Source organism: Micromonospora sp. NPDC051006 (genome assembly GCF_044456245.1).
Taxonomy (GTDB): Bacteria; Actinomycetota; Actinomycetes; order Mycobacteriales; family Micromonosporaceae; genus Micromonospora.
The window spans coordinates 218827-235774 of sequence record NZ_JBITFP010000003.1 but is presented as its reverse complement, the minus strand read 5'-3'; the positions used below and the strand labels follow the sequence as shown (position 1 = coordinate 235774).

14 protein-coding genes are annotated in these 16948 nt (G+C 71.4%); 5 read left to right on the top strand and 9 right to left on the bottom strand.

Translation table 11 applies throughout. The annotated features are described in order from the left end of the window. The first annotated feature begins 253 nt into the window (after nt 1-253). Both ACIBBA_RS07400 and ACIBBA_RS07395 read left to right on the top strand, forming a co-directional pair. The gene (locus ACIBBA_RS07400) at nt 254-808 is read left to right on the top strand and encodes an RNA polymerase sigma factor (RefSeq protein WP_396694698.1); all 555 of its coding nucleotides are present in this window, start codon (nt 254-256) and stop codon (nt 806-808) included. Beyond that, nucleotides 808-1824 (top strand): CU044_5270 family protein, encoded by a 1017-nt coding sequence (locus ACIBBA_RS07395; protein ID WP_396694696.1) that lies wholly within the window; start codon nt 808-810, stop codon nt 1822-1824. Before ACIBBA_RS07400 ends, ACIBBA_RS07395 begins: the two co-directional genes overlap by 1 nt. Nucleotides 1825-2112: 288 nt before the next feature. Here the strand turns inward: ACIBBA_RS07395 and ACIBBA_RS07390 are convergent, their stop codons facing one another. The 5 genes from ACIBBA_RS07390 to ACIBBA_RS07370 all read right to left on the bottom strand — a co-directional run bounded on the left by ACIBBA_RS07390 (nt 2113) and on the right by ACIBBA_RS07370 (nt 9060). After that, a complete protein-coding gene (locus ACIBBA_RS07390; RefSeq protein WP_396694694.1) occupies nt 2113-5931 on the bottom strand; it encodes a LamG-like jellyroll fold domain-containing protein in 3819 nt (1272 codons plus the stop codon). Beyond that, nucleotides 5928-6317, bottom strand: coding sequence for a hypothetical protein (locus ACIBBA_RS07385; RefSeq protein WP_396694692.1), 390 nt, complete (start codon nt 6315-6317; stop codon nt 5928-5930). The genes ACIBBA_RS07390 and ACIBBA_RS07385 overlap by 4 nt, the downstream gene beginning before the upstream one ends. A 70-nt stretch (nt 6318-6387) precedes the next feature. Continuing rightward, nucleotides 6388-7227, bottom strand: coding sequence for a cobalt transporter (locus ACIBBA_RS07380; protein WP_396694690.1), 840 nt, complete (start codon nt 7225-7227; stop codon nt 6388-6390). A gap of 3 nt (nt 7228-7230) precedes the next feature. Further along, nucleotides 7231-7950 carry a hypothetical protein gene (locus ACIBBA_RS07375; RefSeq protein ID WP_350869047.1) on the bottom strand — a complete coding sequence of 240 codons (720 nt, stop codon included), beginning with the start codon at nt 7948-7950 and terminating at the stop codon, nt 7231-7233. A gap of 201 nt (nt 7951-8151) precedes the next feature. Further along, entirely contained in the window at nt 8152-9060 is a 909-nt protein-coding gene (locus ACIBBA_RS07370; RefSeq protein ID WP_396694688.1) for a hypothetical protein, read from the bottom strand. Between the two features lie 211 nt (nt 9061-9271). Here ACIBBA_RS07370 and ACIBBA_RS07365 point away from each other — a divergent pair, with 211 nt between their 5' ends. Continuing rightward, entirely contained in the window at nt 9272-10051 is a 780-nt protein-coding gene (locus ACIBBA_RS07365; protein ID WP_396694686.1) for a DivIVA domain-containing protein, read from the top strand. A 133-nt stretch (nt 10052-10184) separates the two neighbouring features. After that, the gene (locus ACIBBA_RS07360) at nt 10185-11063 is read left to right on the top strand and encodes an IS5 family transposase (RefSeq protein WP_396695182.1); all 879 of its coding nucleotides are present in this window, start codon (nt 10185-10187) and stop codon (nt 11061-11063) included. Between the two features lie 76 nt (nt 11064-11139). Here the strand turns inward: ACIBBA_RS07360 and ACIBBA_RS07355 are convergent, their stop codons facing one another. The 4 genes from ACIBBA_RS07355 to ACIBBA_RS07340 all read right to left on the bottom strand — a co-directional run bounded on the left by ACIBBA_RS07355 (nt 11140) and on the right by ACIBBA_RS07340 (nt 14008). Then, a complete protein-coding gene (locus tag ACIBBA_RS07355; RefSeq protein ID WP_396694684.1) occupies nt 11140-11511 on the bottom strand; it encodes a YciI family protein in 372 nt (123 codons plus the stop codon). 76 nt (nt 11512-11587) lie between these two features. Further along, on the bottom strand, nt 11588-12844 hold the full coding sequence (locus ACIBBA_RS07350; RefSeq protein ID WP_396694682.1) for an RNA polymerase sigma factor: 1257 nt from the start codon (nt 12842-12844) through the stop codon (nt 11588-11590). Between the two features lie 100 nt (nt 12845-12944). Continuing rightward, on the bottom strand, nt 12945-13715 hold the full coding sequence (locus tag ACIBBA_RS07345; protein ID WP_396695180.1) for an SAM-dependent methyltransferase: 771 nt from the start codon (nt 13713-13715) through the stop codon (nt 12945-12947). A 113-nt stretch (nt 13716-13828) separates the two neighbouring features. Beyond that, complete coding sequence (locus ACIBBA_RS07340; RefSeq protein ID WP_396694680.1) at nt 13829-14008, bottom strand: hypothetical protein; 180 nt, start codon at nt 14006-14008, stop codon at nt 13829-13831. A 132-nt stretch (nt 14009-14140) separates the two neighbouring features. On the opposite strand from ACIBBA_RS07340, the gene ACIBBA_RS07335 reads away from it, so the two are divergent. After that, nucleotides 14141-16939, top strand: a complete 2799-nt coding sequence (locus tag ACIBBA_RS07335) for a BTAD domain-containing putative transcriptional regulator (RefSeq protein ID WP_396694678.1) — start codon at nt 14141-14143, stop codon at nt 16937-16939. The last annotated feature ends 9 nt before the right edge of the window (nt 16940-16948 follow it).

The following is a 16948-nucleotide window of genomic DNA, read 5'->3' as shown; positions in this document are numbered from 1 at the left end:
GACAAGGTCGTCCAGCAGGGCCCTCCACCTTGTCACCCTGGCCCTGGCCCGCTCCACCCGCTTGAGCCCGCAGGGCGGGTTCTAGACGAGAGCAGGGGCTGCGGCTGTGGGAGCCGGCCGAAGGCGATCTTGCCCGGAGCTATTGCCGCCACGGGAGTCCCTACTGTGCGGTTGCAAGGTGGCTGGCGGTAATCATTGGGCCGGGGATGACACAAGCCAGGGTGAGGGTTCGTCAACCAGGCAGGGGTTTTGGATGGGTCCACCGGCGGGACGCGATGAGGATTGGTTTACGAGGGTCTATAGGGCCGAATACGGACACGTTGTGAGGTACGGCCAGCGTCGGCTTGCCGATCTGGATGCAGCGGCTGAGCTCGCTCAGGACGTGTTCGTCATCGCCTGGCGGCGTCGCCGGGAGGTCCCGAACCGCAGCCTGCCCTGGCTGTACGGGGTGGCCCGGCGTCTGCTTGCGAACCAATGGCGGGCTCGCAGGGCCGCGCCGGATGTACTGCCGATTACCGACGCTGGCCACATCCAACAGCCGGGTTTGCCCGGCGCCGACGCGACCGTGGGCGTCGCCGATCTCCAAGCCGCCCTAGCCACCCTCGCCGACCTCGATCAGGAAATCCTCCGGTTGGTCGGTTGGGAGGAGTTGACGGTCTCCGAGGCCGCTCAGGTCCTCGGCTGTACCCGCACCACGGCCGCAGTGCGCCTGCACCGGGCTCGCAGACGCCTTTACGACGCCATGTCGCACCGAGCTTTACCGCCGGCACAGCAGCCGGTGTTGGCCAGTCCTCGAAAGGTTATGTGATGTTCGGAGAAGAGCGAACGCGCACCCTCCTTAAGCGCATTGACCCGGCCCGGCACAACACCATTGCACCGCCCCGGCTGTCGGCACGCGACCTGATCAACCGCGCGGAGGCAATCACCGAGCCGGTCGCTTATCGCCGTCAGGCACGCCCCATCCGCAGGCTGGTTCTGACGGCCGGGGCGGTGGCGATAGCGGTCGGCGCCGCAGCAATCGCCCAAACGTTCGGCCCGTCCAACCCGGACACCTCGGAGATCACCGGCCCCACCGGGGCGGATCCAGGGGTGGTGCTCGTGCCGGTGGCGTACGGCTCTGGCACCCGTGATGCTGGGAGCCAGCTGCGTGCGATGGCGAATAGGCTCGCCGGCACGGAGTACGACAATCGCGCCGGCCGGTACATGTACCACCACATGAAGACGTGGGGCGACCCAGTGATGACGTCTGCCGACGGTCGCCACCACGTCGCTTTCGCGGACGAGAGAAAGGTCTGGCAGGCGCCCGACGGGACCGGTAGCCAGGTTACGACTCAGCTTGAGCCCCAGTATCCGGACCAGGAGTCGCGGGACTACTGGCAGCGCAACCTCAAGCCCAAGGCTGACGCGTCCGCCACCCCCGCGCCTGACATCATGCCGCTGCCACCGATGGACCTCGCGCCATTGCCGTCGGGTCGGGCACAGCTGAACGACCTGCTCAAGATCAGGTTCGGCGGCGGCGCCGTCAGCAAGCAAGTCAGCACCGTGTACGGGCGGTACGTCGTCCCGCGTCAGACACGCGCTGAGATCCTGCGCGTCCTTGCCGACGTGCCCGGGTTCCTGTGGCGCGGACAGGTAACCGATCGGGCGGGCCGGAAGGGTCTAGCCATCACCTTTGACGACCGCGAGCACAACCAACAGTCCCTCCTAATCTTTGACCCCAACACCGGAGAACTGCTCGCCCACGAGCTACTGACCCTCTCCCCGGTACGGATCAGCGCGTACCGGGTGATCCTCGGCACTGCCTGGACCGATCGGCTCAACTGAATTGCCGGCGCCGGGGCCACTCCTGCGGGGCTGCCCGGCTCGCAGTCACCTCGGAGGCGGTGGGCCGGCACTCGGCTGCGGCAACGGTGGCCTCGACTGGGCCGATGTTCGGCCCCTCATCGACGCCGCGCTCGCCGGCCTGCCCGACGTGTGTGTCCTCCTGTATCCGCCGGCCTGAGGTCGGGGCTCGCCCCCGACGAGGGGACTTCACGGGCAACCTGGGTCGCGACGACGAGAAGCGGGGCCGGTCCGATCGGACCGGCCCCGCTCACGTGGCGAACCTCTTGATCAGCGCCGGCGTTCGACCACCGTCAGGGTGAAGTCGTCGTACGACGGCGCGTGGGTCTTGTCGCCGCCGTAGACCGCCCGGACCTTGTGGGTGCCGGGCCTGGGCAGCCTGTCGACCTCGCAGGTGGCGACGCCCTTCTTCAGCTTGGCCTCGCACAGCACGTCCTCACCGATGAGGAACTGCACGGGACCCGTCGCCGAGCTGGGCTTGACCGTGGCGGTCAGCTTCAGGGTCTTGCGCCAGGTCGCCGTCACGTCGTCGGCGCGCACCGACGTCGGGATGCGTACCTCGGTGGGGGTCTTCGTCACGGTGACCACGCGGCTGGCGACCGCCTGGTTGCCGTTGGTGTCGGAGACCAGGTAGGTGAGCGCGTAGCTGGCCGGGGTGTTGGTGTCGACGGTGCCGACCACCTGGATCCGGTCGGTGATGTTGCCGTTGGTGTTGTCCACCGCGGTGACCCCGGCGAGCGGGTCGAAGGGCTCGCCCTGCTTGACGGTGGTCGAGACCGGGACGGTCAGCACCGGCGGGGTGACGTCCGTGCCCGCTGCGGTGGCGATGAAGACGCCGCCGAACTGGTCCGCCGAGCCGACCTGCTCACCGTCGCCGGTGCTGCTGGTGCTGGTCCAGGCGTAGAGCTCGCCCTCGGTCAGGCCCTTCCACTCGACGCTGGCCGGCCAGCCGGACTTCGCGGTGGCCGCCCCGATGACGGTGTCGGTGGGGGTGACGACGACCAGGCTGTCCGTGCCGAAGCTGGTGGTCCGGCTGGACAGGTCGATCGGCAGCACCATGTTGTCCTCGGCGCCGTTGTAGCGCTTGCGGTCGTCGTACTCGGTGGCGCCGAAGTTGTTGAGCATCGGCGAGTAGGTGTCGATGCTCATCTCGGAGCGGTCGACGTCGATCTGCAGCAGCCGCAGGAAGCTGGCGCCGAACTGGAGCAGGTCGTCCTTCTTGTGGTCGACGGTGCCGTCGCCGTTGAGGTCGAGGTTGCCTGCGGCGTCGACCTTCTCCGGCCACAGCTCGCCCGCGGTCATCTTGTAGAACTGGTAGTCCGCGAGCAGCTCGACCACGTCGTGCGCCACCGTCACGCCGACCCCGGTCTTGAGGTTGGTGCCGACGCCGTGCTCGTGGCCGGCGAGGACCAGGAACACGTTCGGGTTGGACTGGACGATGCTCGAGAAGGCCCGGGAGCCGTCGGTGGAGAAGTTGGCGCCGCGGCCGTCCGGCGTCGTGGACGGGGCCAGGTAGGCGTGGGTCAGCAGGATGCCGTTGCGGTCGTGGTAGCGCTCGAACACCGAGCTGGCCCAGTCGGCCTCGGCCTGCGTGACGCCGTAGGACAGGCCGACCGCCACGAAGTCGAGCCCGCCGGCGGAGAAGAGGACATAGTTGTTCTGGTTGTCCTTGCCCCGGGTGACCGTGTTGCCCGCCGCGTCGGTGGTCTCGTCCCACGCGTGGTAGGAGGCCTTGGACACGGTTGGCCACTTCTGCGAGCCGTCGTAGTAGCGGTCCGGGCCGTAGTACTGGTTGAAGCGCGACGTCGGGCCGGTCTCGTTGCCGCCCTGGTTGTCGTGGTTGCCCGCGACGACCTGGTTGACCAGGCCGGCGTCGTCCAGCGTCCGCTGCGCTTGCGAGGTGAACTGGAACTCGCGGGTCACCTGCTCGTCCAGGCCCGGGTAGAGCAGGTTGCCGGCAGAGTCCTTGGCGAGCGGGTTGGAGTGGTCGTTCTCGATGACGTCACCGGTGTGCGCGGTGTAGGCGATCTTCTTGCCGCCGGCGTTCTGGGCCAGCCACTGGGTAGTGTCCCTATAGGACTTTTGCCAGAGTGCCCGCTCCTCCATGGTCATCTTGTCGGTCGGCTCGTCGACGCCGTCGAAGTCGTCGTACGTGCCGCCGGCCGCGCCCTCGGCGAGGTACTGGGTGTCGGTGAAGTGGGCCAGCGAGAAGTCGTCCTTCGCCGGGTCGTCGAAGTGGTCCCGGTTGGCCGGGTCGTTGGCGGAGCCGTCGCGCGGCGCGAGGTCGTCGGCGAACGGGTCCTCGCCGACCACCAGGACGTGGACGGTGCCGTTGTCGACCAGCTCGGGCCGGACGGCGGCCTTCAGCGTGGTGTCGCCTTCGGCCTGGCCGCGCGCGGTGGCGAGTTCGGTCCACGCCCCCGTGGTGGTGTTCCAGGCGTGCAGGGAGACCGCCCGCTCGGGGTCGACCACGCCGCTGAACAGGATCTGGCGACGCTCGGCCGACGCCGGCACCTGCACGTCGTAGCGCTGGAACGGGATGTTGCCCGTGGACGGGCTGTTCGCCAGGTTGCCGTCGGGGCGCGGGCTCGCGCCGATCTGGCCGCCCTCGGTGTATGAGAAGTCCAGCGTGGACGGCATCACCGGGACGACACCCTGGAAGCCGCCCACCGGCACGCTCGGGGTGGCCTGTTTGAAGGTGGTGGTGACGTCACCGCCGTCGGGGTTGTGGGCGATCGCCGAGAGGGTGACCCGGCCCTTGCCCTGGCCGACGTCGGTGCCGCCGCCGGTCGGGATGGCGTCGGAGGTGAAGGTGACGGTCTTGCCGACGGCCTTGCCGAACACGTCGGTCGCCGAGATCGCCAGGGTGTGGGTGCCGGACTTCAGGCCGGCGCCGATCTCCTGGCCGACCTGGACGGGCTGGCCGTCGAGCAGGTAGCGCCAGCCGGTGGCGTTGCCCTGGTTGGCGACGCTCACCTGCAGCTCGGTCGGGCGGCTGAGGTGGGCGCCCTCGGCCGGTACGGTCGCGGTGACCGCGACGCCCGCGTCCCGCACGTCGCCGAGCGCGGCGACGTTGAGGGCCTGCACCTCGTCCAGGGTGAGCACTCGGGAGAAGATGCGGGCGTTGCGCACCGTGGCCGGCGCCCAGAACTGGTTGACCGCGTCGGCGCCCACGTAGAAGGAGTTGCGGGCGGCGCCACCCGGCAGCCCGAGCGGGGCGGGCGCGACGACCGAGGCGGCCAGCACGCCGTCGACGTACAGGCGGGCGGTGGCGCCGTCCCACGTGCCGAGGGCGTGGTACCAGCGGCCGGAGGAGATCGGGACCTGGGCGTTGCGGTAGGCGCCGTTGGCGTACACGGCGAAGGTCAGCTTGTCGCCGTAGACGACGATCGAGTAGCCGCCGGTCTCCTTCTCCGAGCAGACCGAGTGCTCGCCGGAGTTGGGCAGGGTGCCGTTGTCCTTGAAGGTGCACTCGATCGAGACCTGGTTGCGGATCTTCGCCCACTGCGCGTCGCCCATCGCGTAGGCGTACGCGTCGTTGGCGCCGTCGAAGGAGGCGACCGGCACCTTCACCGCGGCGTCCTGGGCGATCACCGGCTCGCCGACGGTGGTGACGGCGAGGTTCTGCGCGTGGTCCTTCGGGGTGCTGTCGTCGAAGTCCACGTCGAGGACGTCGGCGACCGGCACCGGCGGCTTGAGCCCGTACGCCGACGCCAGCTCGGCCGCCTGGGCCGCGTCCAGCGGCCGGCTCCAGACCTTGCTGGCCGCGAAGGAGGCCGGCGGGGCGACCTGCCCGATGCCGGTGGGGGCCGCGTCGGCGCCGATGACGAACCGGCGGGCGGTCGCGGCCGGCAGCGTGAGCGCGCCGGTGGCGGCGGTGGAGCCGGCCAGCTGCCCGTTGAGGTAGAGGCGCAGGGTCTGCCCGTCCCAGACGGAGACGGCGTGGTACCAGCGGTTGCCGGTGATCGGGGTCAGCACCGACTTGTAGCCGCCGCCGATGTGCGCCATCGTGCCGAGGTTGCCGGCGTTGACGTAGACCGAGAAGCCGCCGCCCTCCTTGTCGGAGCAGAGGTCCTTCTCGCCGCTCACCGGCATGGTGGTGTCGACCCGGAAGACGCACTCGATGGCGAAGCCGGCGGAGAACCGGCTCCACTGGTCGGCGAAGTCGAAGGAGACCGCGTCGTCGAGCCGTCCACCGTGAGGATGTCGTGACCGATCGCCGGCTCGGTGGCGTAGCCGGGGGTGCCCCAGGTGGTGGGGGCGAGGCCCTGGGCCCGGTCGGTGGCGGTGCCGCCGGTGAAGGCGACGTCGAGCACGTCCGCGGCCGGAACAGCCACGGCCACCGGGTTGACGCTGCCCAGGGTCGGCGCGTCCTGGGCGGGCAGCAGCAGCGCGCCGCCGGCCACCACGAGCCCGAGGGTGGTCGCGCCGAGGCGGCGCCACCCTCGGGCGATCGGATGGAGTCGTGTCCTCACGACATCTCCTTCTGGTTGGGGGTTCTTCTGGTGTGGGGGTGGTCGGTGGTCGGGGATCCGCGACAGCGGGTCAGGTCCCGGGCAGGCCGGCGACGGCGGCGGCGGAGATGCCGACGCCGATGAGGGTGATTCCGCAGGCGGCCAGCACGGGGGCCACCCGCGCGGCCAGCCGTACGAGGGCGCGGGACGAGGCGGCGCGTGCCACGAGGGAGCGGCCGGTGAGGGCCAGCAGTCCGACGGTGAAGAGCACGGCGGCGAGCCCGAGGCCGAAGCAGACCACGAGAAGCAGGGCGATCCCGGCCCGGCCGGCGAAGATGCCGGTCACCAGCACGAGGAAGGCCGCCGGGGACGGCGTCAGACCGCCGGACACCCCCAACAGGAGCAGACCCGGCCGGGAGGTGTGGCCGTGGTCGTGGGTGTGGCCGTGACCATGGCCGTGGCCGTGGCTGTGGTCGTGCGCATGGTGATGGCCGTGCCGACGCAGGTGGCGGCGCAGCAGCCAGAGCCCGACGGCGACGACGGTCAGGCCGGCCACCAGTTGCAGTCCGGTGGTGAGTCGTTCGAGGCTGACCAGGTCGGAGAGGGAGAAGAAGGTCCAGGCCACCGCGATGACCAGCACCGAGACGGTGTGCATCGCGGCCACCGAGAATCCCAGCCAGGCCGCGTCGCGGACCCGACCGCGGGAGCCGATCAGGTACGCCGCCGCGAGGCTCTTGCCGTGCCCGGGCGCGAGCCCGTGCGCGGCCCCGGCCAGGAAGGCGATCACCAGCGCCACCGGCACGAAACCCGGCGACTGCACGATCTCGATCAGCTGATCGCCGATCCTTGCCGCCCCGAAGAGATCGCCGTTGAGCAGGCGGGCGAGGGGGTCGCCGACGAGCGCGGTGCCGAGGCTGACGGTGGCGTCCACGGTTCAGGCCGCTCGTCGGCGTCGGCGGTAGAAGAAGATCCCGGCCGCGGCGGCGGCCAGCATGACGCCCCCGATGACCAGGAGTTGCCGGGCGCTGCGGTCCGACGACACCGCGGCGACCGTCCGGGTCGACGCGGCACGGGAACCGGGGTCCGGGCCGGCGGTGATGCTCCAGTCGGCCGACTCGTGTGTGGCGTCGTACACCGCCTTCTGCCCGTCGGGGCCTCTGGCGAGCGTCCGGTAGGCCTCATGCAGGTCGGTGAGCATCCGCGAGGTCACGGTCACTCGGCTCACCGGCGCGGGGCAGGTGAACAGCACCTCGGCGCCGTCGGCCGCCAGGTCGCCGGCGACGCTGACCTCGCCCGCGCAGGACCGCCCGTCCTGGGTCGCGGTGATCCGCTCGGTCAGGTACCGGGCGAACTCGGGCGCCTTGGCCATCGCCTCGGCGTCGGAGTCCTCGTAGCTGACCGCGCCGTCCAGCATCACCCGGTCCTTCGGGAGCACGCCGAGGTCGATGCCGAGCAGGGTCAGATCATCGGTTCCGCCGACCAGCCAGCGGACCCGCACGGCGTGCTCGCCCTGGCCCGCGACCTCAATCTGCTGTGGAGCGCCGAAGGGGTGCGCCGAGGCCGGATCCGGCACGAGCACCCCGATCAGGGCCAGCGCGAGCACGCCCCAGGAGCAACGCCGGACGCGGCGCGGGGCACGGCGTGGGGAGGACACGGTGGACTCGCAATTCGCTCGGGGACCAGGCGCGATCCCCGTGATCGTTTCGGCTCCAGGTGACCGGCGAGGTCACGGAAACTGAGCGAACGTTGACGTCGAGATTGCCGGACCTCGAAGAGTGGGTGCGCGGTGAGTCCGAAGACGAGGGTGCGGACCGTCGCGTCCGCACCCTCGTCACCCGTGTCCGCCGAGGAGCCGTTAGGCCGTCGCGCAGATGGCGTACGCGGTGTTCGACCAGTTGCCGGCGAACGCGTCCTCCTCGTACGCGCCGGCGGTGGCCGAGGTGGGCGCGATGGCCGGGCCGCCGTTGGGGCGGAAGTCGTCCACGACCGCCTCGCCGGTGACGCCGTTCAGCTCGTACCCGGCGCCGGTGAGCACCTTCCCGGCGGGGCAGGTCGCGGTGACGCTGCGGAAGTCGGTGGAGTTGCTGACACTCGTCACCGAGGTGCGGACCAGTCCGGCGAGCGGGTTGGCGCAGATCGCGTACGCCGTGGCGGACCAGTTGCCGGCGAAGGCGTCCGCCTCGTACGCCCCGACGGTGACGGCGCTCGGCGCGGCGGCCACGCCGCCGTTGGGCCGGAAGTCGTCCACGACCGCCTCGCCGGTGACGCCGTTGAGCTCGTAGCCCGTGCCGGTCAGCACCTTCCCGACCGGGCAGGTCGCGGTGACGCTGCGGAAGTCGGCGGAGCTGCTGACGCTGGTCGCGGCGACCCGCACCAGGCCGGCGACCGGGTTGGCGCAGACCGCGTACGCGGTGACGGACCAGTTGCCGGCGAAGACCTCGGCCTCGTACGCCCCGACGGTGACGGCGGTCGGGGCGGTGGCCGGGCCGCCGTTTGGTCGGAAGTCGTCGACGACCGCTTCGCCGGTCGCCCCGTTGAGTTCGTAGCCGGCGCCGGTCAGCACCTTGCCGACGGGACAGGTCGCGGTGACGCTGCGGAAGTCGGTGGAGTTGCTGACGCTGGTCACGGCGACCCGGACCAGGCCGGGGACGGCGGCCGACGCCGGGGCGGCGGGGGCGACCACGACTGCGCCGGTGACGGCGAGGCCGACCATGAGGCTGAGCGCGCGGGGACCGAACCGGCGGGAGGCGTTTCGAGCTGACATGTGTGCTCTCCTGTCTGCCGCGCCGCGGCGTGATCGGATGACCGCCGCGGCGCTTCGTCGTTGACGCGCTCACGCTAGGTAGTCAAGCGACCAGGCATTATCTCCAAACCGACTACGTCAGGTAATCGACTGACGCCGTCGGAGTCGGCGGATCCTTGCGTTGCCGTGCCATGCTCTGCGCGGCGATCCCCGGCAGATTTGAGGTGTGGGCGTGGAGCTTCGGAAGAGTCGACGCCTGCTGGTGCTCGGCCTCGTGTTCCTGGCGTTCGGCGCCGCCGTGCTGCTCTGCGGCGCGGCCGGCGGTTCGCCGCCCTCCGTCGGAGCGTGGATCCTCGGCGGTCTCGCGCTGGTGATCGGTGGCGCGCTGGTCGTCAGCGAGCTCAAGCCGTTCACGTTCCAGATCGGAGCCGATGGGCTGACGCTGCGGACGGCCGGGCTCAACCGGTTGATGCCGTGGTCCGAGATCGACGCGATCATCCTCGATCAACCAGTGCCGACGGTGGGCGGCAGCACATCGAAGTCCCCGACCCTGCTGCTGGTGCCGGCCGACGGGTCGACGATCGGTCGCCCCCTCGACGGTCAGAGCGCGGTCGACGGCCGGGCCGGCCTGGTCCTCCTCGACCTCGACGACGTACGCCAGAAAACGGACGAGGTGGCCGCGGCCCTCGCCCGCTTCGGCGGCGACCGCTTCACCGATGCCCGGCAGCTGCGCCGGCAGCGGTTCGACGCACCGGACTTCGCCGTGGGGCTACGGGGGTATGACCCGGTCCCGGTGGATGCCCTGATCCGGCGCGGCCAGGACGCGCTGATGTCGGAGAGCGTGATTCAGCGCTACCAGATAAAGGCGGAGTTCGAGCGGGCGCGCGCCGGGCTGGTCATCGCGATGCGCGGATACGACGTCCGGCAGGTCGACGCGTTCCTGGACGAGCTGTCAGCCGCGCTGGCCCGGTGGGGTGACGAGGGCGCCGAGCCTGAGCAGACACGGCACTAGGGCGCGTTTCATAAGTCGGGGTGTGCCGGGCGAGGTCACGGCGTGGCGGTGATCGATAACTGAAGAGGTCTCCGGTACTTGGTACAACGACCAAGAAGCACCATGCACCGGAGACCTCGTGGCCACCCTAGCGGTGACGAGGCGGCACGATCTGACCGACGCGCAATGGGCGGCGCTCGCCCCGTTGCTGCCTGTGCGCTCGACCAGGGGACGTCCGCCGAAGTGGACAAGACGGCAGCTCATCGACGGGATCCGCTGGCGGATTCGGATCGGATCGCCATGGCGAGACGTCCCGGCCGAGTACGCGCCCTGGCCCACCATCTACGGCCTGTTCCGCCGCTGGCAACGCGACGGAACCTGGGAGAAGATCCTGGCCGCGTTGCAGGCCGTGGCGGACGCGGCCGGTCGCATCGACTGGAACGTCAGCATCGACTCGACGACCAGCCGCGCCCATCAGCACGCCGCTGGCGCCCGCCACGACGGGCACCTGCAGAAAGAACCACCCGGCGGCGTACACGACGAACCCGCCGATCACGCCTTGGGTCGTTCCCGAGGCGGGCTGACCACCAAGACCCACCTCGCCTGCGAGCAAGGCCAGAAAGTCCTGGCCCTGACCTTGACCGCAGGCCAACGCGGGGACAGCCCACAGTTCATCCCCGTCCTGCGCAAGATCCGCATCGCCCGGATCGGCGGTGGGCATCCCCGCACCCGCCCGGACCTGGTCCTGGCCGACAAGGCCTACACCTCGAAAGGCAACCGGGGCCATCCACGTTCCCGCGGTATCAAAGCCTGTATCCCGAGCAAAACCGACCAGGACGCCCACCGCAAAGCCCGAGGATCAAAGGGTGGCCGCCCGCCCGGGTTCGACCCGGCCATCTACCGGCAACGCCACGCCGTCGAGTGCGGCATCAACCGCCTCAAACGCCAGCGCGGCGTCGCCACCCGTTACGACAAGCTGGCCGTCCGCTTCCAGGCCGTCCTGACCATCGCCATCATCAACGAGTGGCTCTGACGGGATTATGAAACGCTCCCTAGCCGCGCCGGACAGGGAGCCGACCGGCGCGGCCGGCTCCCCGTCGTAGGTCAGCTCAGGCCGGTTCCGGGCCCTCGTTGACCCGGCGGACGTCGACCTCGACGTCGATGCCGTCGGCGATGAAGAGCTCGGCGAAGCGCCTGCCCCACTCCACCGCCTCTTCCTTGGACCGCACCTCCATCAGCGCGAACCCGGCGATGAGCTCCTTGGTCTCGGTGAACGGGCCGTCGATGATGGTGGTCTTGCCCTTCTCGGCGGTGATCCGGGCCGACTCCTTGCTGCTCTTCTCCAGGCCCTCGCCCGAGAGCAGCACACCGGCCTGGATCGCCTCCCCCATGAAGGCGCCCAGCCGCTCCAGGAACTGCGGGCTGGGGTCGAAGGCGCCGGGCTGGTTCTCGTCGAGCTTGTGCATGAGCATGTAGCGCATCTCAGGGTTCCTTCCAGGAAGTTTGCTGTCTCTCACTGACGCGTCGGGCGGGTCGGCCGGGATCCGACATCCGCTCTCAAGATTTTTTCTGGCCGCAGTCGGCGGCCCGGTCGAGTAGCAGTGCCCGCACCCGCGCGTTGTCGACGAGCGACGCCGCGCGCTCGAATTCCTGCCGGGCCTCGTCGTGCCGGCCGAGCTTGGCGAGCAGGTCGCCGAGCACGCCGGGCAGCAGGTAATATTGCGCGAGCGCCGGCTCGTCGGCCAGCGCCCGGGCCGCCGCCAGACCGGCGGCGGGCCCTTCGGCCTGGGCGATCGCGACGGCCCGGTTCAACTCCACGACGGGCGAGGGCACGAGCCGGGCCAGCTCCGCGTAGAGCGCGGCGATCCGCGCCCAGTCGGTCTCCTCGGGGGTACGCGCCCGCGCGTGACAGGCCGCGATCTCGGCCTGCACGGCGTACGGGCCGGGGTGGTCGGTGCGGGCCCGGTCGAGCGCGGCGAGCCCGCGGCGGATGAGCAACTGGTCCCAGCGGCGGCGGTCCTGGTCGTTGAGCAGGATGGGCTCGCCGTCGGGGGCGGTGCGGGCGTGGGTACGGGAGGCCTGGATCTCCAGCAGCGCGGCCAGGCCGTGCACCTCGGGCTCGCCGGGCATCAGCGCCTGCAACTGCCGGGCCAGGCGCAGCGCCTCCTGGCACAGGGCGGGGCGCATCAGGTCGTCGCCGGCGGTGGCCGCGTACCCCTCGTTGAAGATCAGGTAGACGACCTCCAGCACCGAGTCGAGGCGTTCGGCACGGTCGGCGGGCCCGGGGACCTCGAAGGGCACCCAGGCGGCGGCGAGGGTCTGCTTGGCGCGGGTGATCCGCTGGCCGACGGTGGGTTCGGTGGTGAGGAAGGCGCGGGCTATCTCGCCGGTGGTCAAGCCGCCGATCAGCCGCAGGGTGAGCGCGGCCCGCGCGATCGGGGAGAGCACCGGGTGGCAGGCGACGAAGATCAACCGGAGCAGGTCGTCCTCGATGCGGTCCTCGACGGCGGCGTCGAAGTCGGGGGTCACCTGCTCGTCGAGGTCGCGGCCGAGCTCGGCGAGCGTACGCTCGCGGGTCTGCCGGCGGCGCAGCGCGTCGATGGCCCGCCGCTTGCCGACGGTCGTCAGCCACGCGCCGGGGTTGGCCGGTACGCCGTCGCGCGGCCACTGTTCGAGGGCGGCGACCAGCGCGTCCTGGGCCAACTCCTCGGCCAGGCCGACGTCGCGCACGATCCCGGCGATGCCGGCGACGACGCGCCCGGCCTCCATCCGCCACACCGTCTCGACGGTGCGCCGTACCTCTGACTCCCCCACCGGCACATGACAGCATCCCCGGTCTGACGTTCGCCACCGACCCCCGGTGAATTCGCAGTTCAGAGGTGGCACAGCCCGCCAGGGACCGGTTCCCGGCCGGTCAGGGCTTGCGACCGACGCCGCCGTAGCCGTCGACGTCGGCGGGGGTGCCCTGCCCGGGTCGCCAGTGCGTGAACGGCACCAGGCCGGGCTCGACCAGCTCCAGGCCGTCGAAGAAACGGGCGATCCGCTCGGGGCTGCGCAGGTGGTAGGGCACCGCGCCGCTCTCGTTGTACTGCCGGTGGGACTCGACGACCGCCGCGCTGGTGTCGGTGCCGTCGGAGAGCGCCAGGTAGCTGCCCGAGGGGACCGCGGCGAGCAGCTCCCGGATGACGTCGGCCACCTCGTCGTCGTCGGCGATGTGCCCCATCACGCCGAAGAGCAGGACCGCGACGGGCTGCGTGAAGTCGAGGTGCTCCGCGGCCTGGCGCAGCACCGCGTCGGGGTCGCGCAGGTCGGAGTGCAGGTATCGGGTCAGCCCCTCGGGCGTGCCGGCCAGCAGCGCGCGGGCGTGGGCGAGCACCATCGGGTCGTTGTCGACGTAGACGACGCGGCTGTCGGGCCGGACCCGCTGGGCCACCTCGTGGGTGTTGTCGGCGGTGGGCAGGCCCGTGCCGATGTCGAGGAACTGCCGGATGCCGGCCTCGCCGGCGAGGAAGCCGACGGCGCGGGAGAGGAACGCCCGTGACTCACGAGCGGTCTCGATCATCGCGGGGAAGATCGCTCGTACCTGCTCGCCGGCCGCCCGGTCGGCCTCGAAGTTGTCCTTCCCGCCCAGCCAGTAGTTCCAGATCCGGGCCGAGTGCGGCACGCTCGCGTCGATCTTCGGCATCTGCTCGGTCACGGAGAACGGGGCGTTGTCTGCCACGGTGCTGCCTTCCGGATCGTCACTGTGCACAGGGGACAGATCATGCTCGCACGCCCCGGGCGATCACGGGTGCCGCGTCAGGGGCTCAGGCGGTGTCGGCGCTCATCGTGGGCCGGACGTCCAACTTCGCTCTCGCGCAGCTCCCGCGCCTCCTGGCCGAGTTCAAAGGCGATCCAGGTGGCCTCGTACGCCTCGGCTGCCCCCGGCTCGCCCATCCGGCGGTCGCGCAGGTCGTTCCAGTCGATCCGATCACTCACCGCTTCCCCCTCTGCACCGCGCGCCTCCTTGGCGCTTACCCGACATTCGGGAAACTCGATCAACTACACGTAGAGTCATGAGATCGACCACTACCGTAGTGGGGACGCGGCGGATGGGAGCGTGAGTACGGGTTGTTGCGCATCAGCGTGCTCGGCCCCGTCCGGGTGCAGGTCGACGACCGGCCGGTGCGGCTCGGCCCGAAACTGGTGGAGCTGCTGGCGATCCTGCTCGTCGAGCCGGGTACGGCGGTGCCGGCCTCGCGGGTGGTCGAGCTGATGTGGGCCGAGTCGCCTCCGCCGGGCGCCCGCACGACGTTGCGCAGTCACGTGTCGCACCTGCGCCGCGCGCTGCGGGTCGGAACGGCGGCGGACGAGCCGGCGGTGGCGACGGTCGGCGCCGGGGTGGCGTCGGCGTACCGGCTCGCGCTGCCGCCGGACGTGGTCGACGCGCACCGCTTCGTCCGATGGTGTGCGGAGGGCCGGCAACTCGTCTCGGCCGGCGAGCCGGACCTGGTCGAGCGGGGGGTTGCTCGGCTCGCGGAAGCGTTGAGCCTGTGGCGTGGTCAAGCCTTCGCCGACGTGGCCGACCGGCCGTTCGTGCTGCCGGCGGTCGCCCAACTCGAGGCGGAGCGCCGGGCGGCGCGCCGCGGCCACGCGGAGGGGCTGACCGCGCTCGGGCGGCACGCCGAGGCGATCGCGCAGCTGTCGGGCGCGGTGGTCGACGACCCGTACGACGAGGGGGTCCGGCGGCTGCTCGCGGTGGCGCTCTACGCCGAGCAGCGGGTGGACGAGGCGGCCGAGGTGTGCCGGGAGGGCCTGAACCTGCTCCGGGAACGCGGGTTGGACGCACCGGAGTTGCAGGCCCTGCAGCGCGACATCCTGCGCCGTCAGGTGCCACTGCCGCGGCTGCCGGCGGAGCACGCCAAGCCGCCACGGCCCTCGTTGCTGCCGCCGGATCCACCGCAGTTCGTCGGCCGGGTCGACGAACTCGACGCGGCCCGGCAGCTCCTGCTCGCCTGGGAGCAGAGCTGCCCCACCGTGCTGGTCAGCGGGCTGGCCGGGGTCGGCAAGACGCTCTTCGCGGTGCGCCTGGCCCACGAGGTCCGGGAGGAGTTCCCCGACGGGCAGCTCTACGTCGACATGCGCGGCTACGACCCGGTCGCGGCGCCGCTCACCGCGAGCCAGGCGCTGCGCGGTTTCCTCGACGCGCTGGCGGTCACGCCCGAGAAGATGCCGGCGACCCTGGCGGCGCAGACCGGCCTCTACCGCGCTCTGCTGGCCGGCCGACGAATCCTCGTGCTGGTCGACAACATCCGTGACGTGGCGCAGGTCCGCCCGCTGCTGCCGGGCGCGCCGGGCTGCGCCGCCATCGTGGTGAGCCGCAACCAGTTGCCCGATCTGGTGGTCGCCGAGGGTGCCCGGCCGCTGCGGTTGGGTCTGCTCAGCGGCGGTGAGTCCAGTGAGTTGATCGCGCGCCGGGTCGGGGCCGCCCGGCTTGCGGGCGAGCCGGCGGCGGTCGGGCAGATCATCGAGTCGTGCGGCCGGCTGCCGCTGGCGTTGGCCATCGTGGCCGCCCGCGCGGACACCCACCCCGAGTTCAGCCTCGACGCGCTCGCCGGGGAGTTGCGGGCCGGCGCCGGCCGGCTCGACGCGTTCGCGGTGGGCGACACCGACGTACGGGCGGTCTTCTCGTGGTCGTACCACGGGCTCACCCCGACGGCGGCCCGGCTGTTCCGGTTGCTGGCGGCGCATCCCGGCCCGGATGTCACCGTCGCCGCCGCGGCCAGTCTGGCCGCCCTGCCGGTCGACGAGGTACGGCCGGGGGTGCGGGAGTTGGCCGCGGCGCACCTGGTCGTCGAGCACGTGCCCGGCCGGTTCGCGCTGCACGATCTGCTCCGCGCCTACGGCAACGAACTGGCCGGCGCCGACGAGGTGCGAACCGCGCTGCCACGGGCGCTCGACCACTACCTGCACACCGCGCTCGCCGCCGACCGCCTGCTCTGGCCGCACCGCGATCCGCCGGACCCGCCGGTGGCCGCGCCGGGCGCGCAACCGGAGGCCTTCGGGGACCGGCCGGCGGCGCTGGCCTGGTTCACCGCCGAGCACCGGGTGCTGCTCGCCGCGTTGGATCGGGCCGCGCAGGCCGGCTTCGACGAGCGGGTCGGGCAGCTCGCCTGGGCCACCGCGAACTTCTTCGCCCGCCGGGGGCACTGGCTCGACTGGGCGTACGTCGGGGAAATGGCGGTGGCCGCGGCGCGGCGGCAGGGTGACCGCGCGGCGGAGGCGGAGGCGCACCGGATCCTGGGCGGTGCCCGGGTGCGCCTGCGGCAGTTCGACGCCGCGCAGGACGACTACCGGCAGGCGTTGGGCCTCTTCGACGACCTCGGTGACCTGGTCGGGCAGGGCTTCACCTACCGCAGCCTCGGCTGGTTGTCCGAGCAGCAGGGCGACGTCCGCGCGGCGCTGCGGCACGACCTGCGGGCGCTGGAGCTGTTCCGGCGCGCCGGTCACGAGCGCGGGGTCGCCAACACCCACAACTCGGTGGGCTGGTGTCACGCGCTGCTCGGCGAACACGAGCAGGCCATCGAACACTGCCGTCGGGCGCTGGCCCTGCTCGATCGGCTCGGCGACCCGGTCGGCATGGCGGGCACCTGGGACAGCCTCGGCTACGCGTACCGGCACGTCGACCTTCACCAGGCCCTCTCGTGCTATCAGGAGGCCCTCGGCCTCTATCGGAAACTCGGCGACCGGATGAACGAGGCGGTCACCCTGCGCCACCTCGGCGAGACCCGGCACGCCGCCGGTGACCTCGCCGCCGCCCGCAAATGCTGGCAGCAGGCGCTGGACATCTTCGTCGACCTCGACCACCCGGACGCCGAACAGGTCCGGGAACAGCTACGACAGGCGTCCGAACCGTCGACGCCCGGCTGATGCCGGCCA